The sequence below is a fragment of the Pantoea sp. SM3 genome (assembly GCF_000963995.1).
Classification (GTDB): Bacteria; Pseudomonadota; Gammaproteobacteria; order Enterobacterales; family Enterobacteriaceae; genus Pantoea; species Pantoea rwandensis_B.
On sequence record NZ_JZRD01000005.1, the window covers coordinates 119,249 to 141,566 of the forward strand.

Below are 22,318 nucleotides of genomic sequence, written 5' to 3' on the forward strand. Positions count from 1 at the left end.
ACATAAGAACATAGTGATGATCTCATGATGGATGTATCAATAGCAAGAAATTTAAAGCATTACAAATTACAAGTGTGGTTACTCTTTTTCTTTAAGGAATGTGAATTTATTAAATTCTGAAAAATAGTCTGTCTCTTTTTCCATTGTTTTTCGAAAGTGTTCATTTTTTAAATCGACCGATAACTCGTAGTTTGTCCCAGTCAGGAAAGACCGATAAAGTGGTGTGTCTGCCCTAACGATTGTTCCAATTTTAGTTAATGCTAAACCCGGTGGCATGGATTTTATCGCATTTTCTGCGTCGTTTTTAGACATAGAAAAGAGAATTCCCCAGTCACCTACAGTAAATGCAAAGTTTGATTTAGTAATTAGCAGTTCATTCGAAGCACGGATTGCTAATTGATGTAGTGGTAAGGAGTCGATATCAATTAAGGGGGCTAACCCATCCTTACTTAGCAACGATAATCCCTCGGAAATTCCATCACTTAGATCAACCGCTGCGGTTACTTTACCATTGGAGAAAAGATATCTCGCCTCATCCCAAGCGCATGTTGGAAGCGAGAGAGACTGTAAAATTTCTCTATTTTCAACTCCCAACTTGGACCGCAATAAATAAGCAGAAGCAAATCCTCCGAGCTGACCTGCAAGGATTATTGTATCGCCTTCTTCAGCATTTCTGCGGCTAATAATGGAGTCTTTGTTAATTGTACCAAACGCAGCGCCTACCACATTAGCCTCGCCTCCTTCCTTTGTATCTCCCCCTACAAACGCAACCCCTTTTTCTTTGCAAGCATTCTCAGCTCCGGCAATAATTGCTTCAACATCAGAGGATTTCCAGCAACCGGGCACGGTGATAGAGAGCATGAATGCCGAGGGCGTTGCTCCAACAGCGAGAATATCACTTAGGTTAGCTGTGACGGCTAATCGGCCCCACATCTGGAAGTCCGTCCATCCTTTGTAAGCTGCAATAGGTTTAGCTGCGCGATCAATTTTAAAGGCGATAGCTATATCGGGAAGACCAATATCTACAACACTCGCATCGTTTCCAAAATCATTCAGGAAACATTTTGATTTTTCAAGACGAGGAAGTATAGAACTTAAAAATAACTTTTCCCCAATATCATGCATTAGCATTTTTCTTTTCCCAGCAGAAAGCAAATTTTTTCGAGAACTCTGCTCATAGTAGCAGAATCTAAATTTTTTGCTGTACGTGATGAATCACCTGTGTGTGACTGCCTGCTATATACATTTATATTACGTTCATTGGGAGAGTTTTGGAGTACCAAAGTTATTGCATATTCTGAAAGTGGCTCAATACAATGCAAATCATCGAAGTTAACGTAATATACTTCGTTAGAATTTATCTGAAACTCGCCAGCTTGGGAAAGATTCGTTGCTTCTAAATTTTGTACATATGGCTTACAATTATGTCCTACAGCCGCAAAATTTTTATGGAAATACCTTTCACCGTCATCGTTTAAAATGAAATTTTTAGAAAGAATAGTTCCATGCAAGACTCGAGAGGAAAAAGATGCAATATGGTCATGCACATCCTCTTGCACTTCTCCATATTTCCAAAAGTGTAAACGCACTCGACGAGGGCATTTACCACCAATCTCGGAAATTACAAACTTGTAAAATCCAATCTGATGCTCGTACCCGTTAATATTCAAAGTGCTCTTATCTAACAACGACTTTATATACTCGTAAATTTCATCGTTATTTACAAGATGTGTAAGCATGTCAATAAGATCTTTATCACTAAGATCTTCATTACATCGTTGGTTAAGCTCGTTAATTAGTCGCTTCATTTTTAAAATCCAACAGATGTGTTAACGAAATACCAGGCCTGCCGTTGGCAAGAATCCGCTGCTCTACATGTTCAATAACATCAGCATTTCTCTCAAAAGTACTTTTGTCTTTTTTTAGCTCGCCGATAGTCTTCCATGAATATTGTCCTCCAGGAAGAGTTAGGTCCATTGTGATCATTTTTTTAGAAAAATCCTCTGAAAATTTCACAAAGAAAATATCGAAATAGTACGTGGTAATATTATTATTTTTATACGACATCTTTGTGCTAATTAAATCATCATCAATAGCTGAAATAGTGATGTCTTTGCTGCAAGCTCCCCATTTGTCTGCTAATGCACTACAAAGTTTGTTATGTGTATCAAGAGTCAAAGAACTACTCTTTCCAAAATTAGGTAGCAGCCAACATTCCCAGGTCTCAGAATGTTCTACCAGCAGCCTCAAAGATTGATCTTTGTCAGTCGCAAGGATCAAAAAGACAAACCGGCGTACCTGTCTAGTTAACGACTCATTAGTTAAAATTTGCAGAAATTTTTCGTAGCTTGGTGTGGTAATTATTTTATAAACAATATAAAGAAGCCATGTTATTAAAAATGAAAAAAAGAAAATAGAAGCTGCTATCCAAATGCTTTTATCAACACCCCATTTAGTACTTATATCAGATACAAGCATTGTGTATCCAATAGTTACAAGAATACTAATTTGAGATAATATGATTCCGATGTTGGCTGTTTTATTATCAAAGTATGGACGAAGAAAACTTTTTAGGTAACTGCGATCATATAGCAGTTTATCAGGGGATAACGGTTTTTCATTATCTTTAGAGATGGTTATTTTTATTTTCCAGAGATTAAATTCCAATTTATTTCTCCTTGTTGTTTATTTGGTTCTGTGAAAGTAGATTGACAAGGTGATTGTTTAACTTATCAGATAATTGATTGTTTTAAAATGTTTTTTTAAATTTAATGTGGTTGGGTCTTATCATTTAGCATATGGGGATGAGGACAGCGTAATAGCCCCCGTTTAAACCGTGCACTTCACCAGTAAGAGATAGTCATAGTGACCTGCTCCCATTTTACTAATACGCCGCGATTTTCAATTTAACTAATGTCTGCTTTTGGCACGGATCGGACATCTACAACAGCCAAGATCCACTGTGAGCGAACAGCAGACTTTATTGAATCTATTCGATAGATTTCATAATTCCTTATAGACACATCAGTAATGTACCAGCCCGCCGTCTACAGCATACTGACTGCCAGTAACATAGGATGCGTCATCGGACAGGAGGAAGAGTGCAACCGAAGCGGCTTCTTCTGCTGTGCCTGCGCGACCTAAAGGAACCTGGCTTACCACGAAATCTTCAAACTGCTGACGCGACTCCTCTGGCATAAAGTGCCTGAAGTTAGTTTCAATTGGACCTGGCACCAAAGTGTTGGCGCGAATGCCACGTTCGGCCAGCGCAGATGCCCAGCTTTTGACCATTGCGATAACGGCACCTTTCGTCGCTGCATACAGGCTTGTCATAGCCGCACCTTCGTAAGTTGAAGAGGACGAAGTAACCAGAACGGATGCACCTGAATTAAGTGATTTTGATAGGGCGGCAAGCTGTAGCATCGGGCCGCGCACATTTGCGCTCATCATGCGATTAAAAGAATCCGCCGTTACAGATTCCGGAGAGCTGACCTCCGCGAAGCCAGCATTGAGCCATAATCCATCAAGTGAACCCCAATCGCTAATAGCTTCCTTTAGCGCATTGATGTCAACTTCGCTCGCAGAGTCACTTTTCAAAATAAGCGATGTTTTAGGCAGCAGAGTACGGGCGCGTTCCAGTCTTTCTTCACTAAGCCCTGTAATAGCTACATCACCACCCTCAGCGATAATGCGCAGCGCGCCTGCCAGTCCCATGCCACTTGTACCACCAGTGATCAGTATACGTTTGCCCTGAAACCTGCCCATGCTTAGTCCTTTTTTTGGCTGAGGAATGAGCATTTACCTTACGTAAACAAAACACTGTTCGTCATCTATTTCATTACGCAACTAAGGCATTGCTGATTGAACTACAGCTTCTGGTACGGAATGGACCAACTGGCGAGATGTCAGGTCGGCTTTGAGCGTGAAGCAGATCTTGCCTTTCCGGCGCGAACAGCGTCGAAATTTGCAGGCGCCTAATATGACCTCACTAAATAAGGTGACAGAAAATCCTCCACTTCGTGTTTGCCGATACCTGGCGTATAGCTGATACCTGCATTCTTTAAAATATTGAGTGCTTCCCGTCTGTTTTCTGGATGTGGGGCTGCTGTAGCAACAATATCAATGATCGAGGATGTGTTTAGTCTTTATAAACACTTTTACCAGTTGAAGTATGCCCAACGTTCCTCTTCCCCGGGCGTCATCCCGACCACGATTTTTAATGCGTTGAGTAACAGATCGATTTGCACGGGATCAGAGGCCTTCTGCACTTCAGTGATCAATTGCAAAATCACGGCGCCGTTGGTGACTCTCATGCCACGTTGGGTGATTTCACGCGCGGCTGCTTCAATTACAACGGTTTCAGCAGTGGCTTTATCGCGAAGCGCATCTAAGTGCAGGAAAGACTTCGCGCTATTGGTTGACTGTTGTGTGCTCTGATACATGATTTTATCCCTTATGTCCGCTACTCAGGCGTCACTATGGTCATGCTGTAACATATAACAATCGCAATCTATTGGTAGAGTGCGGATTTTGTACAGGGTGGCATTTCGACTGATGTCGAAATCACATATGAAATAAATTTAGCGCACTTTGTCAAAATTGGGAGGGCGGAGATCACCAAACATAGTTCTGCCATCGTCTATAAATCTTAATAGACCAATTTATGCTCAAAGGCATCTTCGGTGTTTAGGGCTTTTTATGCGGGTATGCCTTGGGTTGAGTGTGCAACCAACTCATGCTTGATAACTCTGTTGCTTCGTCAGCGGAGTAGAGGAAGAAATATTCTGGCAAATCATTTTGAGAGTGTCGTCCCTGACAGTGTCTCCGGCCGGTGTACACTCACGTGTAACCGATGAGGTCATCCGCTTCGTCGTCTTCCGGCCGGAACCGGATTACGTCCTTTGGCTTCAGTTCATATATCGTTAATTCAGTTCATTGTTCAGGCCAACTAAGGTCTGCAAATAAGGTATTTGCTCCTCGGCGACTGAAGGTGACTCAAAGCTCATTAACCAGTTTCTGGCTTTAGCGATTTGAGTCAATCGGTCAATATTATTCTCTGATTTAGACATCAAACCAAGCTGTGAAAAAAGGTTTGCAACACTGATTTCCTTTCGACATAAAGCAAGGCTTAATGCGGCTTCACCAATGATAATATGGCTTTTTTCATGATCTTGAAATAACACTGAAAATCCTCCATCAGATCGAATTAATGACAACCTCCATTTAAACTTAGACGCTACTTTTAATATTGCATTGCGAATCATCTTAATAGCGTTGGGTGTGGCTTTTTATGATTAATAAAAGCGGAGTTTTTACATCATAATCTGTATTTTTCATCATACTGAATGGATGTTGTTTTTTTAATCTAGTGTGAAATACTGGTTTTAATGATTATATAAGAACGTACCATTAATATGATGAAAGTGCCTGTTCATCAAAAGGTTAACACACCCTTTCACAGGCTATTCGAATAATTCTCGTTCGCTTCAGCTAGCGAATCATTTAGCTATCCAATGACATCGGCTTTTCCCCACCCGGCGGCAAACCAAACATGCCTCGCACCCAATTAAGAAACGCGCCATAAGGCCTGCCCAAAAACAGCATCATCAACGCAGCACCTAGCGTACCGCGTACCAATCCACTGCCCGATGCACCGCTAAAAGCAATGATCGCCGCATAGATTGGCACCTGAAAACTCACCAGCGCGATACTGTCCCACAGCAGCTTCGAAACCCGGCCCGATCCTGCTCGCTGCATCACCCAATCACGCCACAAGCCGTAAGGGCGGGCAACCGGCACCATCAGAATTGCACCAATTAAACGGGCATGCAGCACCTGGTCCCACGCCATGCCGGCAATCCATCGTTCATTAATGATGCCCGTCGTGGTGAAAAATAAAATCAGTGCAGTGGTATCCGCAATAAAGGCCTTTCGGCGCATGTTTAGGTCTTGAGGTTGAGGCAAAATACATTTCCTATATGAAATCGTGAGACAAAAGCCGTTCAACTCAGCGGCGAACCCTCATTTCACCCTAGCCCAAAACCACCGCAGCACATCCATCTCACCGTTAAAACCAGCCAAAACTAAATCTCCTTTCCTGCCAACTGCTTTGCATCATCCCGAAGGATCCCGCTTGATCAAACAACCCGATCAGTAATACTGTATTTATATACAGTATTTTTTCGAAGGCCATCATCATGGTGTTTTATCAACCGGCGGAACTCCGTTCCATCCTCAGTTTGCCCTTGTTTATCAGTCGTGTGCCGTGTGGTTTTCCGTCACCGGCGCAGGACTACGTTGAGCAGCGTATTGACCTCAATGACCTCTGCGTCACACATCCCAGCGCCACTTACTTCATCAAAGTCAGCGGTGACTCAATGATCGAAGGCGGAATCAGCGACGGCGATATGCTGATCGTCGATAGTGCGGAGAAACCCGAGCAGGGTGATGTGGTGGTGGCGGCCATCTCGGGGGAGTTCACGGTGAAGCAGCTGATGCTGAAGCCCTGTCTGCACCTCAAACCGATGAATGCGGCGCACGCCATCATTCCCATTCCCGACCCGGATCAGTTTGAGATCTTCGGTGTCGTTAAACATGTCATCAAGACGCTGAGAAGGTGATGTTTGCGCTGGTGGATGTGAACTCATTCTATGCCTCATGCGAGACGGTGTTCAGGCCGGACCTCAAAGGTAAGCCGGTGATTGTGTTAAGCAACAACGATGGCTGTGTCATCGCACGTTCGGCCGAGGCTAAGAAGCTGAATATCGGCATGGGCGGCCCCTATTTCAAAATCAAAGATGTGTTGCGTCGCCATAACGTGCATGTGTTCAGCTCTAACTATGCGCTCTACGCCGACATGAGTCTGCGCGTGATGACGATACTGGAAGAGATTGCGCCCGCCGTTGAGATCTACTCCATCGATGAGGCGTTTATGAACCTCACGGGCGTGCGGAATTGCCGCGTGCTGGAAGAGTTCGGACGGGAAATCCAGCAGCGGGTGAAACGCGAAACGCATCTGGCGGTGGGGGTGGGGATCGCGCCCACCAAAACCCTGGCCAAGCTGGCCAACCATGCCGCTAAGAAATGGAGTAAAACCGGCGGCGTGCTGGATCTCTCCAACCTTGAGCGGCAAAAGAAGTTAATGGCGTTAGTCGATGTGGCCGATGTGTGGGGCGTAGGGCGTCGCATCAGCAAAAAGCTGAATGCTATGGGCATCAATACCGCGCTGGATTTGTCGGAGCAGAGCACCTGGGTGATCCGCAAGCACTTCAATGTGGTACTGGAGCGCACCGTGCGCGAGCTGCGCGGTGAGCCCTGTCTCGAACTGGAAGAGTTTGCGCCCGTGAAGCAGCAGATTGTCTGCTCACGCTCGTTTGCGGGACGTATCACGGAGTACGCCGACATGCGTGAGGCGGTGTGCAACTATGCCGTGCGCGCCGCCGAAAAATTGCGGGGCGAGCGGCAGTACTGTCGACAGATCGGCGTGTTTATTCGCACCAGCCCGCATGCGGAGGGGGAAATTTTTTACGGTAATCAGGCAATCATTAAAGTGCTGACGCCCACCAACGACAGCCGCGATATTATTCGTGTGGCCACCGAGGCGCTGGATCGCATCTGGCGGGAAGGGTGCCGCTATATGAAAGCAGGGGTGATGTTAGGTGACTTCTTCAGTCAGGGTGTGGCGCAACTCAATTTGTTTGATGACATCCAGCCGCAGGCGAATAGTGAAATGCTGATGCGGGTGATCGATGGCATAAATCAAAGCGGGAAAGGGAAGCTATGGTTCGCCGGGCAGGGAATCCAAAAATCCTGGGCGATGAAGCGTGAGATGTTGTCTCCAGCGTATACCACCCGATACGCAGATCTCCCGGTAGCGAAGTGAATAGGGGTTACGCATAACATGAGCCACCGCTTTTCACCGAGCGTTAGGAAATGGCTGAATATGCCCGTATACCTCTGAGATAAGCCGACAAAATGGCAATCCATGCCATACTTGCCAAGGCCGATTTTTCACGATGTCGCGGGGGAAAAGAGATGCGTTCAGTGGTGATTAGCGCAGTTGTCGCAGTAGCGGGTGGGGTATGCGGTGCCTTACTCAGCCAAAATGAAACCCTCTTTGCCGCGAAAGTGAGTGCCCCACCTTCCGATCCCGCCATCAACTGGACTACGCCAGCCATCGCCGGTTACGGCAAAGTGCACTATGACGCCAGCAGCGCATTCCAGCCCAGCAGTGCGCTGAGTAACAAAGTGGTCTTCAAAGTCAGCCGTGGTGCGGAAGAACGCAGTCAGGTTAATCCGGCGTTGGAGCATGTGGCACAAGTGGTGAATACCTATGTGGCGGCCGGTGTGCCGGCAAAGCAGTTAAAATTTGTCGTGGCGGTGAATGGCGAAGCGACGCCCGCGATGCTGGAAAACACTCGCTTTCGACAGCTATTTGGTGTGGATAATCCCAACCTTGCGCTGATATCGGCGCTGGAGCAGCAGGGCGTCAAAGTCACGGTGTGCGATCAGGCTCTGGCCTGGCATCATTACGAACCACAATGGATCGCAGACTCGGTGATCCATACGCTCACTACGATGACCACGCTGCAGAATCAGGGGTACGCCTTGCTCAGTATGTGATCGCACTTGTGGCTTTGCTGGCTCTTGCACCAACTTCAGCGCCATTATTGCTGCTCCTGCCACATCGGTTGCGCCAGCACCTGCTCACATAATGCCGTCAGTCGCTGAGCCAGCGGCGCATCCATCAATGTTTCGCCCGCCACCCAGGCACCGATCTCCTGTGCGGCGAGGTAATGTTGTGAATGTGCTGGCTGCTGGGTGACCACATGTTGTAAGTAGCGTAAGCACGTAATTGGCCCATCTTCATAGGTTGAAATGTCCGGTGTTGGCGCATCACTCAACATGGCGAGCAGCATCTGCGCACAGCCTAGCAGAAGTGCATCGTCGTGCTCGCTGGCCAGCGCATCCAGCAACTCGCCGTACACCGCACAGTTCACTGCGGTGTATTCAATCATCACGCTGTTGGCGTATCCCGTACGCAATAACCAACCGCGTTGTGCGGCGTTCAATGTGGCAGGCATTCGCTCCATCAGATGCACGCGACCCCAGCCATCGACGCGTTGCATCATGGCGAACCAAACTGCCGTGTACTCCTCTGGATCCAGCATGGTTCCCAGCGCGACTACCGCATAAAGCGTGAGTTCGTCATGCTGCGCCAGCACCTGCAATATCTTCACGGTGCGCTGCTGTGAGAACCATGCGGTCATTGCCATGGCAAACTTCACCACGTTCTGATCCGGGCTGGAGGTCACCAGCCAGATCACCAGCGGATAGAGCTGAACTGCGCTCAGGTTTGCCTGCGGAATCGCCTCCATCAATGCATCGATGTAGTACAACGGCGACTGCTGATTGATCAGCCGATACAGCGCGCGCATGTTTTTCTTGCCCGGCGCTGCCAGCACCCGTTGTAACGCAGCGAGGATGGCTGCGGCATCCTCTTCAGCCGGGTTGACGCCGATGTGGTAAATCAGCGTGCCTTCGCAGGCTCCCGGCGCCCAGCGTAACTCGGAGGCCTCTGCCAACGGCTGTGCTGGCAGCACTATGTTATCCCAGGGCAACGGCTGTGCAGTGTCATAGCTCGGTGCCAGAAGGGTATACAGGGCGCGCTGCCGGGTTTTCCATACCACGGGGAACGCAGAAACCAGTCCTAATGAATGCATCAGTGCGCGCATTATATCTCCTCCTTTACATTAAAATCGGCCATCACGGCGTCGAATAACAGGGCATCCAACAGCGCGCTGTCCCGCTTGCTGTGCGCCAGTGGCAGCGCCTCTGTCGGGCGATCCAGTTCGGCACGGATAAAGGCGTGCAGTATCGGGCGTCGCGGACCGTACTCCGCCTCCCCGGCACGCTGCTTCACCGACAGCAATTCAGCGATATCGCGCAGCAGTGGGCCATCCTGCACCGTGCCGTGCAGCAGTTGATCAAAACGCATGGGTGGCGCACCTTTCCCTGCCTCGATCCAGCGAACGGCCAGCAAGGGACGCAGCACGTAGAAGTACTTCTTTAGCCGAACCTCATCGTCCTGCAGATACTGGCGAAAGTTCTTTTGTGCCATGGACAGGTAATGCCAGCGCGCGCTTTCGGCAGAGAAGAAGCGCCCGCTCAGCGCATGCAGCTGCGCCATGATGCCGTCGTGCTGGCGATACACGATGGGCGAATCAAGCCAGTCGATCAGCGTTGGGTTGGCGCGTTTTAATAAGCCTAATGCTTTACGCCACTCCCAACCGCACACATCTAACTCGGCATCGATGGGTTTTTCGATCACATCGCGTGGCGGCTCCACCCGCAAATACCACGCGGGTTTATGGACATAGAGAAAACGCACATCGTAATCACTGTCGGGGGAGGCAAACCCCCAGCCACGACTCCCGGATTCGCAGGCGAAGAGAACACGGACTTCATGTTCAGCTTCTATCTGCTGTAACACACTACAGACACGCTCACGCATAACGGTATCAACGCCATGAACCCCTGTGGTCAGTTTCATCTCTTATTCCTTTTAAAATCTTGAGGTAATAAAGAGATAGCGAATAACGTGCCAAAAATCATAAAACGTCATATTTTCAATTAGCCGCATGATTTATAACAGTTAATTATTTTGGTGTGACATTTCTGATAGCCAGTAGAGGAGAAGTTTTTTATTCTTTAAGATAAGTTTTTATCTTGAGGGATAAAGTGTGAAGCGACGGGTAGTGATAGGTGTTTTAGGCACGCAACTCGACAAACGTGGCAAAAGGCAAAACCGCTGGAGTAAGTGGCGGCCCAGTGTGGCGCTGTGTCAGCATGCCGATTTGCCCGTGGACCGGTTTGAGGTACTGCATCAACCGCTGAATCGCGGCATGGTGGAACAACTGACTGAAGATATCGCGCGCATTTCTCCCCAGACTCAGGTGGTGCCTCATCAAATCAGTCTCGACGATCCCTGGGATTTTGAAGAGGTGTACGGTGCTTTTCTTGATTTTGCTCGCAACTATCCCTTCGATACCGAAAATGAAGAGTATCTGGTCCACATCACCACCGGCTCGCACGTTGCGCAAATATGCTGGTTCCTGTTAACCGAAGCACGCTTTCTGCCTGCTAGCCTGTTACAGACGGGACCGGGGCCGAAGGAGGAGAAATCCCCTCAGGGTGTTTACTCGATTATTGATTTGGACTTGAGCCGCTATACAACTCTGACCAGTCGTTTTCAGCACGAACAACAGAATTCCGTGTCGTTCCTTAAATCAGGCATTGAAACGCGCAGCGCCATTTTTAACGCACTGATTGAACAAATTGAGCGGGTGGCGCAGCGCTCTGATGCGCCAATGTTGCTGACCGGGCCGACGGGGGCGGGGAAATCCTTCCTCGCTGAGCGTATCTATCAATTGCGTCTCGCACGTCATCAGGTGAAGGGCAAGTTTGTCGCGGTCAATTGTGCGACGCTGCGTGGTGATAACGCCATGTCAACGCTGTTTGGCCATGTTAAAGGGGCCTTTACGGGGGCATTAACGGCACGCAGCGGCTTATTGCGTGAAGCGGATGGTGGCATTCTCTTTCTTGATGAAGTTGCTGAACTGGGTCTGGATGAACAGGCGATGTTATTACGCGCCATTGAAGAGAAACGTTTTTTCCCGTTTGGAGCCGACCGTGAAGTGAGCAGTGATTTCCAGCTTATTGCGGGCACGCACCGTGACATGCGCCAATGGGTAAAAGAGGGGCGCTTCAGGGAGGACCTTTACGCACGCATCAATATGTGGACTTTCCAGTTGCCGGGATTGGCAGAGCGTCGTGAGGATATCGAACCGAATATCGATTATGAATTGCAGCGATTTACGCGCACGCGTCAGCATCAGGTGCGGTTTGATAAAGAAGCGCGTCAGCATTATGTGGCTTTTGCCACCTCACCAGCAGCTGCATGGCACGGTAACTTTCGTGAACTGGGTGCCAGTGTTATGCGCATGGCAACACTGGCTGAAGACGGGCGTATTTCACTGATGCTGGTAGACGAGGAGATCGCGCGATTACGCGTAAACTGGCAGAGTGAGCGAGTGGCATCACCCCTACTGCCGAGGGTTGGCGATATTGATCTCTTCGAGCAAAGACAACTCGAGACGGTGCTGGAAGTCTGCCAGCACACCTCAACATTATCTGAAGCGGGACGACATTTATTTTCGGTCTCACGGCAGCATAAAAAGCAGCCGAATGATGCCGATCGCTTACGTAAATACCTCATGCGCTTCGGGCTGAATTGGGAAGATATCCAGAAAAAATGAATGCCGTTGTTTGCGCGGCTGAGAGGAAATTTCCTGTGGGGTAGCTTCACACAGCTGAAATGTTTAAATCTCGCTGCGCTTTTAATTGTCTCCAAACCTGAGGTGTTTTTTCCTGGTATTGACGTTAGGTTTAATTAAAACATTAATTAAATCAATGGCAATACGATCCAGGAATAGACTGTTTTTTCTTCCAGATACTGTAAATTACGCGGCAATTTTGCTTTAATTAACCGACGTAGCAAGATGAGAGGACAGCATGACAAAAGCCTATATAACAAAATATGCATTAACCCGGGGCATCTACATCGCAGAAGGTGAACTCAAAAATGATGGCGAGGTATTTGTACAGCGCCGCGATCGTGAGTACAACTTTGAGCAATTTTTTAAGAAAAAAGAGTTTCAGTTAACCGAAGAAGAAGCGCTGGCGCGTGCGGATAAAATGCGTGCGGTGCAACTTAAAAAGCTGGCGAAAGAGTATCAAAAACTCAGTGAGCTGGAGTTTACGATTAAAGAGTGATCCTGATTGGATAAAAATAATCTAATTCACTGATTCTAAAGGGTTGCGAAATTGATGTGGGTGTCCGAAAGAAATTCGTTAAGATTTCGCTAAAATAATGAAACCTCATTTCAATATTTGCTAGAAAGTGATGTGACACGCCGCCTGCGGGCGGTTTTTTATTGTCTGATAGGGTGAAGGTTGCCCATCAATCCTGACGAAAGAAATGCTGATAGGTAACAATAGCGAAGCGGCGAAAGGTATTGCCGATTATGTTAATTCACAGACTTAGGTTACTGTAATATTACGGACCAATAATAAGCAGAGGTTCGCGTGCGCGAGAACGAGATTGACATCCATTATTACGCCACCGAAATCCGGAAATTAGCAGCATCGCATCAGGCTGGAGAAACACTGAGTGACGTAAAAGCCAGAGTGGATAGCCTCATTCAGTTAATGAAAGAGTCACTCGGCAGTGACAAAGCCTGGCAGGCGAAGAATTGGGAGGCGCTGTTGGATCAGTTGAATGTTTATTTGACCAACAAGGTTGATCCGAAGTGGATGACGGTGATCTCTCATGCCAAATTCCGCATTAAAAGCCGCAGACAGACCGCCATCTATTCACGAAAACACTTCAAACAATAAGGTATTTGCCGCCCAGCCGGGCGGCAAATAAGTTATCCAAGCCAATGATGGATGGTGAGATTAATCGCGCCGCCACCCACAATCAGCCAGATAAACAACATCAACCCTAATAACAGCGGACGCAGACCGGCTCGCTTCAGTTGACTGATATGGGTGGTAAGACCCAGTGCGGCCATCGCCATGGCGAGCAGCACGTTATCCAGCTGATTAATGACCGCAATCGCCGAGGCGGGAATCAAATGCGCTGAGTTAAACAGCGCCACCAGAATGAACGCCAGTGCAAACCATGGGAAAGTAATACGCTGTTTTTCCCCGCTGGTGGCCGGTGCGCTGCGGCGTACCATCACGCCGATTACCACCAGGAACGGTGCCAGCATCATCACGCGCAGCATTTTGGCAATGACCGCCGCATTTTCTGTTTCCGGGCTGATAGCATGTCCGGCCGCCACGACCTGCGCCACTTCATGCATGGTCGAACCGGTGTAAATACCAAATTCACTCAGGCTCAGGCCCGGCAGTAAAGGCGAAACGCTATGCCAAATCAGCGGGTAAAGAAAAATCGCCAGTGTACCGAAGATCACCACAGTCGCGACCGCCACCGCCACTTTGGACGATTCGGCTTTAATCACCGGTTCAGTCGCCAGTACGGCGGCGGCACCGCAAATACTGCTACCTGCACCAATCAACCACGTGGTTTCACGATCCAGCTTCAGGATTTTACGTCCCAGCCAGCAGGCGAGGGTAAAGGTGCTGGTCAGCATCAGTACATCTATCACCACACCGCTGACGCCGACATCCAGCACCTGCTGGAAGGTGAGACGGAAGCCATAAAGGATAATGCCGAGACGCAGCAGTTTCTGTTTGGCAAACTGTACGCCCGCGTCGCAGTGGCCGTGCACCGTCGGGTAGAGCGTATTGCCGAGAATGATCCCGCCGATGATGGCCAGCGTCAGTGCGCCTAACCCCAGTTGTGCGACAGACGGTAGATTACCGAGCCATGCCGTTGCCAGCGCAATGGCCGCCGTAAGCAGCAAACCGGGCGCGAAATGCGCCATACCCTGTGAGTGTTTGTGTAGAGAGATATCAGCCATAACGCCTCCTGTGTTGCCGTTATGATGCGGAGAGATGGCTTGAAAGAAAAACTGATTATATCGTTATAACAAATCTGAATAAGTGGTAAAGACGGGGATGAACGCAGATAAAGGCGGAGAGGGCGCGGCGAAATCGGTGTTCGCGGCGCCCTGTCGGGTTAAATCACCATACCCAAAATTTGCAGCGTGCTGCGCTGCGAGGCGGTAACGAACGGGATGTCTTTGATGTGCTGCATGCCAAAGGCTTCCCAAAATTTACGTGCACGCACGTTTTCAGCCATCACTTCTAGCCACATGTAACCTTCCTGCTTCTCACGGGCTTCATTGATGATGCTTTGGAACATGATTTTGCCGAAGTTCTTACCGGTCTGATCGGGATTCAGGTAGAGCTTATTCAACATGGCGCCCGTCATGCCGGAATCAGGAACCGGTGTATTCCAGGTGACCTTGGCAAAACCTACTGGGTGATCGGTCTCGGCGATCAGCCAGCTCTCGTTTTCTGCCGCGAGGCTGCTCTGCAGCACCGTCAGGCCGTATTCTTTATCGATAAACGCATCCATTTCGTCGGTTGAAACCCACATATGTTTGAAATGCGCGCTGTAGGTCATGCGTCCCAGCTGATGAAGCAGTTCCGCGTCCTCGGCCCGAGCCTTGCGTATGGTGAAATTCATGTAAGATGTCCTGTTATCCGTCCCTGTTGATGGTCGTGCAGCCAAACGTTCCATCGCTGACTTTTCAGCAGGGTACTTTAACAGGGAGGCGCGGTATTCACGATCCTAACCGCAGGGTTTCGGCGCGCTTGGCGGTGTCATAAACGTATTGCAGCATCGGCTCCAGATCGGCATCCGGCCCGGAGCTGATGATTTTGCCACGCAACCACTCAATTTCGCTGGTGATGTCGGGGTGGAAAATGGTGTTGTTCTGCGCGTTACGCAGCCATTTCAGCAGAAAGTTATTCTTGCCGCGCACGCCGGCGGGTTTGCGCGTTTTTGCATTGATCTTCAGCGCCACCAAAATGCAGTAATAGAAATGCACGCGCTGGCTGTAGCTCTGGGGGATCATAGGCTGTTACCCGCCATGACATCGCTAAAGTGTGAACTTGATCGGATTTTCATCGTCCTGAATGCCTGCCTGAAAGCGCCATTTGGCGCAGATATGGGCCTTTTTTGGCCTTTTTTCCGCCTTGAATCGCGCGGTAACCGCACCATAAGCCAATCGGCGGCGCGGATGCAAGTGAGGAAAATCTGGTAAATGCGGCGTCATCAGGGAAAGAGGGCGGGCAAAAATTAAGGTCTTAAAAAAGCGAAGCGTTATAAAAGGAAAGGGGGCGATTTTTTGCCGTCGCAAAGACCTGAAACAGACACTTTTCTCATGCATTAACCCGCTGCGCCTGGCAAAACTGTGATCTCCGTCTAGACTTAATGCTGACGATGTTCGCAGTCAGGTTGCTGTGTTGGCAATAAAGTTGTGCGTTTGTGGAGAGTTACCTATCGCAGTCCCCCGTTTTTGGCTCAATCTCCTCGCCTCAGTCCAGACATCGGACTGAAAACACCCAGCCTGACTTCGAACATCCTGTTAAAGCCCAATGAACAGGAGGAGACGTGACCCCTGCGGTTAATCAGAACAGCACCTTGCCGTCACTCAGCGGCGGTCTTTATGCCTTCTTTTTTGATGTCGACGGCACGCTAGCGACCATTGAATCGCAACCCGAGTCGGTTTCCATCCCCGCATCGGTGCGCCAGCATCTGCAACAAATCTCCAATCTGAGTCATGGCGCCCTGGCGCTGGTATCGGGCCGTCCGATTGCGCAACTGGATGCGCTGGTTGCGCCACTGGAAGCGCCTGCTGCTGGCGTGCATGGTGCAGAACGCCGTGACGCCAGCGGGCACGTGCACCGGCATGCGTTGCCTGGCGATATTGCGCAAACGCTACAAACCGAACTGCAGCAAACGCTCGACCAATGGCCAGGCACCCTGCTGGAAGTGAAAGGCATGGCGTTCGCACTGCACTATCGCAACGCGCCCGAGTACGAGAAATCCATCATGCAACTGGCAGAGGACGCCGTGATGCGCTTTCCTGCGCTGGCGCTACAGCCGGGCAAGTGCGTGGTGGAATTGAAGCCGCAGGGCATCGATAAAGGTGCGGCGGTACGTGAATTCATGCAAGAAGCCCCCTTTATTGGCCGTATTCCGGTCTTCGTGGGTGACGATCTGACCGATGAAAAAGGATTTCTCGCCGTGAACGCCATGCAGGGCATTTCAGTCAAGGTCGGAGAAGGCGCCAGCCATGCGCGCTACCGTCTCGACAGCGTTGACGCGGTATGGCACTGGCTGGGGCAATTATTATTACAACTAGAACATGACATCGTCGGTAAGGAGTCAAGGTTATGAGTCGTTTAGTCGTGGTATCTAACCGTATCGCCATTCCGGATGGAGGCAAAGCCAGCGCAGGGGGTCTTGCGGTGGGCATTTTGGACGCGTTACGCACCACCGGAGGCTTGTGGTTTGGCTGGAACGGAGAGATCAGTGAATTTTCTGGCGAGGAAGATGAGCCTCTTTCGCAAGTCGAGCAGGATGGCATCACCTATGCTTCTCTGCCGCTCAATCAGAACGATTACGATCAGTATTACTGCCAGTTCTCCAATACCGTTATCTGGCCTGCCTTTCACTATCGTCTGGATTTAGTGCAGTATCAGCGTGAAGCCTGGGATGGCTATTGCCGCGTGAACACCTTGCTGGCGCAGCGCCTGAAACCGTTGCTGCAACCCGACGATGTGTTATGGATCCATGATTATCATCTGCTGCCGTTTGCGGCCGAGTTGCGCAAACTGGGTGTGAATAATCGCATCGGCTTCTTTTTACATATCCCGTTCCCGACGCCGGAGATCTTTAATGCGCTGCCACCGCATCAGACGCTGCTGGAGATGCTGTGCGATTATGACTTGCTGGGTTTCCAGACCGAATCCGATCGCGTGGCCTTCCTCGATAGCCTGAGCCAGTTGACGCAGTTGCAGAATAAAGGTGAGAAGAAACACCGTGCCTTTGGCAATACCTTTATGACGGAGGTGTATCCGATTGGTATCGAACCGGACAGCATAAAAGAGATGGCTGAGGGACATTTGCCACCGAAGATGGCGGCGATGAAACGTGAGTTGGGCGATGTGCAAAACATTATTGCCAGCGAGCGGCTCGATTATTCCAAAGGATTACCGGAGCGTTTTCTGGCTTATGAGGCACTGCTGGAGAATTTCCCGCAGCATCGCGGCAATATCCGTTATTCACAAATCGCGCCGACGTCTCGTGGCGATGTGCAGGCCTATCAGGATATTCGTCATCAATTAGAGACGGAAGCGGGGCGCATTAACGGTAAGTACGGTACGCTCGGCTGGACACCGCTCTATTATCTGAACCAGCACTTTGATCGTCGCCTGTTGATGAAAATCTTCCGCTTAACCGATGTGGGTCTGGTCACGCCGCTGCGTGACGGCATGAACCTGGTGGCGAAAGAATATGTGGCCGCGCAGGACCCGGACGATCCGGGCGTGCTGGTGCTGTCTCGCTTTGCGGGGGCGGCAAATGAGCTGACATCGGCATTGATCGTTAATCCTTACGATCGTGATGAAGTGGCCGCCGCACTCGACAGAGCGCTCACCATGCCGCGCACGGAGCGTATTTCGCGCTATAACGACATGATGGCGGTATTGCGTAAGCAGGATATTACGCAATGGCGTGAAAGCTTCCTGCGTGATTTAAATGCGTTACCTGCGCGCAGCGCCGATCATGGTATCGCCAATAAAGTCGCGACCTTCCCGAAACTCGCCTAAATCTGCTTTCCGGTGCGCAGTTCTGCGCACCGTTTTCACTGTCCATCCTAAACCTACGAAATCGTTTTCATTTTCTTAAGGGGTAACTGCCTGACACGGCAGCCAAAATCGCACGTTTTGTTTAAAAAGCGTGCAATTGAACGCGAAAAAAGTTTTTTTTTCATGTCAGCCCTAAAGGTTTGGTTGGTCAGGCCGATAGTTATCTCAGATCAATGCGTCAAATCCCCAATTCATTCATATCACTAATGTAACGCACTGTTACATCCACTGCCGTTCGCTAAACACTCCCTACAAAGCCCTAACAGTTCCCAGGCGCGCTGCGTCCAGTCTTCACGCTTATCTATCATCATGGTGGTAGTGCCTTTCGGCAATATTCCCTATAAGTGATTAATTTAGAAGCAAATAGTTTTTCCTGAAATCAGCATAATATGCTGCCTTTGTGATTTTAACTGGCTGCATATCGCCATTTAAACCAACTCAACAGATAAAAGATCGCGTTATCATGACAATCGACCACACAGGCTAAACGGGGGCTTTTTAGAGTGAAATATTAGCGAAACAATTCAAATTCGTTCAAAAAACGTACAACAGAAAAGCAATTCTGAAGCTTCCAGGAAAAAATTTGCCTTAAAAGTGTGACGCAGATCACACTTTATCTAAAATTTCGCTCCACTCACGTTGTATGTCGATATCAGACGATATAGATTTGCGTTGTTTTCGGATTAGTCTTAAAAAACTGTAAGCAGACGTCACGGAAGATGGTTACAACTCGATAAAAGAATGGCCTGGAGTTTTGACTACTACTGACCAATGCCCCGGTGGGGAATGAAACAGTTCAGTACACGTTGGCTTGTGCCTGATAATTTTTTGCCATCTTTAGATTTACCAACCAGCAACCCGAACCATAGAACTTTTAATTCTGTGGCCGTATATGTGTCGCGTCTATCAGGATGGAAAAAAATGGGTACATCAGAATTACTAAAACATATATATGACATCAATCTGTCATATTTGCTTCTTGCTCAGCGTTTAATTAACCAGGAAAAAGCTTCAGCAATGTTTCGTTTAGGCATCGATGAATCGATGGCAGATGCATTGTCGCAATTAACCTTGCCTGAGATGGTAAAATTAGCGGAAACCAATCAACTGGTTTGCCAGTTCCGCTTTACCGATCACAGCCATATTAATCGTTTGACTCAAGAATCACGCGTGGATGACCTGCAGCAAATCCACACCGGCATTTTATTATCCAGCCGTTTACTGCGGAACGCGTCAAAAGATGATGCTTCCGCGAAGAAGAGGGCGGTTTAATGACCGAAAAAAGTATTGTTCAGGAAGCGCGCGATATTCAGCTGGCCATGGAGCTGATTACGTTGGGCGCACGACTGCAAATGCTGGAGAGTGAAACTCAGCTGAGCCGTGGTCGCCTGATTAAACTGTATAAAGAGCTGCGTGGTGCACCACCACCGAAAGGCATGCTGCCATTCTCAACCGATTGGTTCATGACCTGGGAACAAAATATTCACTCATCCATGTTCTGTAATGCCTGGCAGTTCCTGTTGAAAACCGGGCTGAGCAATGGTGTTGAAGCGGTGATTAAAGCGTATCGCTTGTATCTTGAGCAGTGTCCGCAATCGGACGAGGGCCCGCTGTTGGCGCTAACGCGTGCATGGACCCTGGTGCGATTCGTTGAAAGCGGCATGCTGGAATTGTCTGACTGTAAATGCTGTGGCGGGAGCTTTATTAATCACGCTCATCAGCCTGTTGGCAGCTTTGTTTGCAGCCTGTGCCAGCCGCCATCACGTGCCGTAAAAAGACGTAAACTTTCTGCAGATTCTGCCGATACCTTTCCACAACTGCTGGATGAACAGGTTAAACGCGCCGTTTAAGTTTGTTCGCATCGTGGAAAACATCCAGCAGCGGCTTAGTCCGCTGCTTTTTTTTGCCCACGATTTACGAATAACACCTGCGGCTCTCTGGCTTAACTTCTACCAACACGTTACGGACGTAAGGATTTTTTGTGCTGATTATTCTGGGTTATATCGTGGTCGTCGGCTCCGTGTTGGGCGGCTATATGATGGTCGGTGGCCATCTGGGGGCGCTTTATCAGCCTGCCGAGCTGATTATTATCGGCGGTGCCGGTATTGGTGCCTTTTTAGTGGGCAACAATGGCAAGTCGATCAAGAAAACATTAAAAGCCTTGCCAATGTTAATGCGCGGCTCGAAATATAACAAAGCTGTATACATGGATTTAATGGCACTGCTGTATCGCCTGATGGCGAAATCACGTCAGCAAGGCATGCTGTCATTAGAACGTGACATTGAAGATCCCAGCCAGAGCGAAATTTTTGCTAACTATCCGCGTATTTTGTCCGATAAACAGTTGGTGGATTTTATTACCGACTATTTGCGATTGATGGTGAGCGGAAATATGAATGCGTTTGAAATTGAAGCGCTGATGGACGAAGAGATCGAGACCTACGAGCACGAGTGTGAAGTGCCGGCGCAAAGTATTTCGGCCATGGGCGATGGCTTACCTGCCTTCGGTATCGTGGCGGCGGTGATGGGCGTGGTACACGCACTGGCCTCAGCCGATCGCCCGGCAGCAGAGTTGGGCGCACTGGTAGCACACGCCATGGTGGGAACCTTCCTCGGCATCTTGCTGGCTTATGGCTTTATCTCGCCGCTGGCGTCAGTGCTGCGTCAGAAGTGTGCCGAAACCACCAAAATGATGCAGTGCGTCAAGGTGACCTTGCTCTCCAGTCTGAATGGTTACGCACCGCAAATCGCCGTGGAGTTTGGGCGTAAAACCCTGTATTCCGCTGAGCGTCCGTCGTTCTCCGAACTGGAAGAGCATGTGCGTAACGCGAAAAATCCTGCGAAACAAACCTCGGATCAGAACTCATGAAAGCAGGCAATCGCCCCATTGTGCTGGTTAAAAAGCGCAAACATAAAGGTCATCATGGCAGCCACGGCTCGTGGAAGATTGCCTATGCCGACTTTATGACGGCGATGATGGCGTTCTTTATGGTGATGTGGCTGCTCTCAATTTCCAGCCCGAAAGAGTTGATTCAGATTGCAGAATACTTTCGTACGCCGCTGAAAGTCGCGCTGACCGGTGGCCAGCGCAGCAGCGATAGCGAAAGCCCGATCCCCGGCGGCGGTGATGATCCAACGCGTAAAGACGGTGAAGTGAAGAAAGTGGTCGATATGGATGCGCAGAAGAAAAAGCTGGAAGAGATTCGTCTGAATCGTCTGCGCGAAAAGCTGGACCAGTTGATTGAAGCCGATCCGCGTCTGAAAGCACTGCGTCCGCATCTGATCATCAACATGGTGGAAGAGGGGCTGCGCATTCAGATCATTGATAGCCAGAACCGCCCAATGTTCAAAACCGGTAGCGCAGAAGTGGAGCCGTACATGCGTGACATCCTGCGCGCTATTGCGCCGGTGCTGAATGATATTCCGAACAAAATCAGTCTGGCTGGGCATACGGATGATTTTCAGTATGCGTCTGGCGACCGTGGCTACAGCAACTGGGAACTCTCAGCAGACCGCGCCAATGCTTCACGTCGTGAATTGGTGATTGGCGGGCTGGATGGGGGCAAAATGCTGCGCGTAGTGGGCATGGCTGACACCATGAAGTTAAAGAATCGTGGTTCGAACGATGCTGTAAACCGTCGTATCAGTCTGCTGGTGTTGAACCATGACACCCAGGCTGCGATTGAGAAAGAGAACTCTGAGAGCGATGCCGCGCAGATAACTGACCCGGCACAAATTATTCCCGACATTACCGCACCGACCGGTCCCGCTGCATCTGCTGCACCCGCAAGTTCTACCGCGACTCCGGCCTCGCCGGCCAGTGCGGTGGCACCTGCACCAGCAGCGCAGCCAGCGGCAGGCGCGGTGACACCAGACCAACCCTCACAGCCGAGGTGATCCCGTGAGC

25 protein-coding genes are annotated in these 22,318 nt (G+C 49.4%); 12 read left to right on the forward strand and 13 right to left on the reverse strand.

Going from position 1 to position 22,318, the window contains the following annotated elements:
• Positions 1-78 precede the first annotated feature (78 nt).
• The 7 genes from VI01_RS02880 to alaE all read right to left on the reverse strand — a co-directional run bounded on the left by VI01_RS02880 (position 79) and on the right by alaE (position 5,940).
• A complete protein-coding gene (locus tag VI01_RS02880; RefSeq protein WP_045813925.1) occupies positions 79-1,125 on the reverse strand; it encodes a thiamine-monophosphate kinase in 1,047 nt (348 codons plus the stop codon).
• Positions 1,125-1,808: a hypothetical protein gene (locus VI01_RS02885; protein ID WP_045813926.1), complete on the reverse strand. Its 684-nt coding sequence runs from the start codon at positions 1,806-1,808 to the stop codon at positions 1,125-1,127. Before VI01_RS02885 ends, VI01_RS02880 begins: the two co-directional genes overlap by 1 nt.
• The gene (locus VI01_RS02890) at positions 1,792-2,667 is read right to left on the reverse strand and encodes a hypothetical protein (protein WP_045813927.1); all 876 of its coding nucleotides are present in this window, start codon (positions 2,665-2,667) and stop codon (positions 1,792-1,794) included. The genes VI01_RS02885 and VI01_RS02890 overlap by 17 nt, the downstream gene beginning before the upstream one ends.
• A 357-nt stretch (positions 2,668-3,024) precedes the next feature.
• Entirely contained in the window at positions 3,025-3,765 is a 741-nt protein-coding gene (locus VI01_RS02895) for an SDR family oxidoreductase (protein WP_045813928.1), read from the reverse strand.
• 392 nt (positions 3,766-4,157) lie between these two features.
• Positions 4,158-4,442: a biofilm development regulator YmgB/AriR family protein gene (locus tag VI01_RS02900; protein WP_045813929.1), complete on the reverse strand. Its 285-nt coding sequence runs from the start codon at positions 4,440-4,442 to the stop codon at positions 4,158-4,160.
• Positions 4,443-4,922: 480 nt separating this feature from the next.
• Positions 4,923-5,183 (reverse strand): hypothetical protein, encoded by a 261-nt coding sequence (locus VI01_RS02905; protein ID WP_045813930.1) that lies wholly within the window; start codon positions 5,181-5,183, stop codon positions 4,923-4,925.
• 319 nt (positions 5,184-5,502) lie between these two features.
• On the reverse strand, positions 5,503-5,940 hold the full coding sequence (alaE, locus tag VI01_RS02910; protein WP_045813931.1) for an L-alanine exporter AlaE: 438 nt from the start codon (positions 5,938-5,940) through the stop codon (positions 5,503-5,505).
• Between the two features lie 257 nt (positions 5,941-6,197).
• On the opposite strand from alaE, the gene umuD reads away from it, so the two are divergent.
• From umuD to VI01_RS02925, 3 genes are all read left to right on the forward strand, one after another.
• Positions 6,198-6,620: a translesion error-prone DNA polymerase V autoproteolytic subunit gene (gene umuD / locus VI01_RS02915; protein ID WP_045813932.1), complete on the forward strand. Its 423-nt coding sequence runs from the start codon at positions 6,198-6,200 to the stop codon at positions 6,618-6,620.
• Positions 6,620-7,882 (forward strand): translesion error-prone DNA polymerase V subunit UmuC, encoded by a 1,263-nt coding sequence (gene umuC / locus VI01_RS02920; RefSeq protein WP_045813933.1) that lies wholly within the window; start codon positions 6,620-6,622, stop codon positions 7,880-7,882. Before umuD ends, umuC begins: the two co-directional genes overlap by 1 nt.
• A 152-nt stretch (positions 7,883-8,034) precedes the next feature.
• The gene (locus VI01_RS02925) at positions 8,035-8,622 is read left to right on the forward strand and encodes a DsrE family protein (protein ID WP_045813934.1); all 588 of its coding nucleotides are present in this window, start codon (positions 8,035-8,037) and stop codon (positions 8,620-8,622) included.
• A gap of 44 nt (positions 8,623-8,666) precedes the next feature.
• Here VI01_RS02925 and VI01_RS02930 read toward each other — a convergent pair whose 3' ends face one another.
• Together VI01_RS02930 and VI01_RS02935 are read right to left on the reverse strand one after the other, a co-directional pair.
• Positions 8,667-9,734, reverse strand: a complete 1,068-nt coding sequence (locus tag VI01_RS02930) for a hypothetical protein (RefSeq protein WP_052696960.1) — start codon at positions 9,732-9,734, stop codon at positions 8,667-8,669.
• Positions 9,734-10,552: a nucleotidyltransferase domain-containing protein gene (locus tag VI01_RS02935; RefSeq protein ID WP_045813935.1), complete on the reverse strand. Its 819-nt coding sequence runs from the start codon at positions 10,550-10,552 to the stop codon at positions 9,734-9,736. Before VI01_RS02935 ends, VI01_RS02930 begins: the two co-directional genes overlap by 1 nt.
• Before the next feature lie 190 nt (positions 10,553-10,742).
• Here VI01_RS02935 and rtcR point away from each other — a divergent pair, with 190 nt between their 5' ends.
• The 3 genes from rtcR (at position 10,743) to VI01_RS02950 (ending at position 13,458) form a co-directional block, all read left to right on the forward strand.
• A complete protein-coding gene (rtcR, locus tag VI01_RS02940) occupies positions 10,743-12,317 on the forward strand; it encodes an RNA repair transcriptional activator RtcR (protein WP_045813936.1) in 1,575 nt (524 codons plus the stop codon).
• Between the two features lie 256 nt (positions 12,318-12,573).
• Complete coding sequence (locus VI01_RS02945; RefSeq protein WP_034821873.1) at positions 12,574-12,834, forward strand: hypothetical protein; 261 nt, start codon at positions 12,574-12,576, stop codon at positions 12,832-12,834.
• 312 nt (positions 12,835-13,146) lie between these two features.
• The gene (locus tag VI01_RS02950) at positions 13,147-13,458 is read left to right on the forward strand and encodes a hypothetical protein (RefSeq protein WP_045813937.1); all 312 of its coding nucleotides are present in this window, start codon (positions 13,147-13,149) and stop codon (positions 13,456-13,458) included.
• A gap of 32 nt (positions 13,459-13,490) precedes the next feature.
• Here the strand turns inward: VI01_RS02950 and VI01_RS02955 are convergent, their stop codons facing one another.
• The 4 genes from VI01_RS02955 to VI01_RS02970 all read right to left on the reverse strand — a co-directional run bounded on the left by VI01_RS02955 (position 13,491) and on the right by VI01_RS02970 (position 15,926).
• Positions 13,491-14,549 (reverse strand): YeiH family putative sulfate export transporter, encoded by a 1,059-nt coding sequence (locus VI01_RS02955; RefSeq protein WP_045813938.1) that lies wholly within the window; start codon positions 14,547-14,549, stop codon positions 13,491-13,493.
• Positions 14,550-14,707: 158 nt separating this feature from the next.
• The gene (locus VI01_RS02960; RefSeq protein ID WP_038647425.1) at positions 14,708-15,220 is read right to left on the reverse strand and encodes a GNAT family N-acetyltransferase; all 513 of its coding nucleotides are present in this window, start codon (positions 15,218-15,220) and stop codon (positions 14,708-14,710) included.
• A 97-nt stretch (positions 15,221-15,317) separates the two neighbouring features.
• Positions 15,318-15,611 (reverse strand): hypothetical protein, encoded by a 294-nt coding sequence (locus VI01_RS02965; protein WP_234465340.1) that lies wholly within the window; start codon positions 15,609-15,611, stop codon positions 15,318-15,320.
• 24 nt (positions 15,612-15,635) lie between these two features.
• Positions 15,636-15,926: a hypothetical protein gene (locus VI01_RS02970; RefSeq protein ID WP_045813939.1), complete on the reverse strand. Its 291-nt coding sequence runs from the start codon at positions 15,924-15,926 to the stop codon at positions 15,636-15,638.
• 224 nt (positions 15,927-16,150) lie between these two features.
• Here VI01_RS02970 and otsB point away from each other — a divergent pair, with 224 nt between their 5' ends.
• The 6 genes from otsB (at position 16,151) to motB (ending at position 22,308) form a co-directional block, all read left to right on the forward strand.
• The gene (otsB, locus tag VI01_RS02975) at positions 16,151-16,939 is read left to right on the forward strand and encodes a trehalose-phosphatase (protein ID WP_045813940.1); all 789 of its coding nucleotides are present in this window, start codon (positions 16,151-16,153) and stop codon (positions 16,937-16,939) included.
• Entirely contained in the window at positions 16,936-18,372 is a 1,437-nt protein-coding gene (otsA, locus tag VI01_RS02980; protein ID WP_045813941.1) for an alpha,alpha-trehalose-phosphate synthase, read from the forward strand. The genes otsB and otsA overlap by 4 nt, the downstream gene beginning before the upstream one ends.
• Positions 18,373-19,332: 960 nt before the next feature.
• Positions 19,333-19,683: a flagellar transcriptional regulator FlhD gene (gene flhD, locus VI01_RS02985; protein ID WP_038647417.1), complete on the forward strand. Its 351-nt coding sequence runs from the start codon at positions 19,333-19,335 to the stop codon at positions 19,681-19,683.
• Positions 19,683-20,261 (forward strand): flagellar transcriptional regulator FlhC, encoded by a 579-nt coding sequence (gene flhC, locus VI01_RS02990; RefSeq protein ID WP_034821849.1) that lies wholly within the window; start codon positions 19,683-19,685, stop codon positions 20,259-20,261. Before flhD ends, flhC begins: the two co-directional genes overlap by 1 nt.
• A 131-nt stretch (positions 20,262-20,392) precedes the next feature.
• On the forward strand, positions 20,393-21,280 hold the full coding sequence (gene motA / locus VI01_RS02995) for a flagellar motor stator protein MotA (RefSeq protein ID WP_034821846.1): 888 nt from the start codon (positions 20,393-20,395) through the stop codon (positions 21,278-21,280).
• Positions 21,277-22,308, forward strand: a complete 1,032-nt coding sequence (gene motB / locus VI01_RS03000) for a flagellar motor protein MotB (RefSeq protein WP_038647414.1) — start codon at positions 21,277-21,279, stop codon at positions 22,306-22,308. The genes motA and motB overlap by 4 nt, the downstream gene beginning before the upstream one ends.
• The last annotated feature ends 10 nt before the right edge of the window (positions 22,309-22,318 follow it).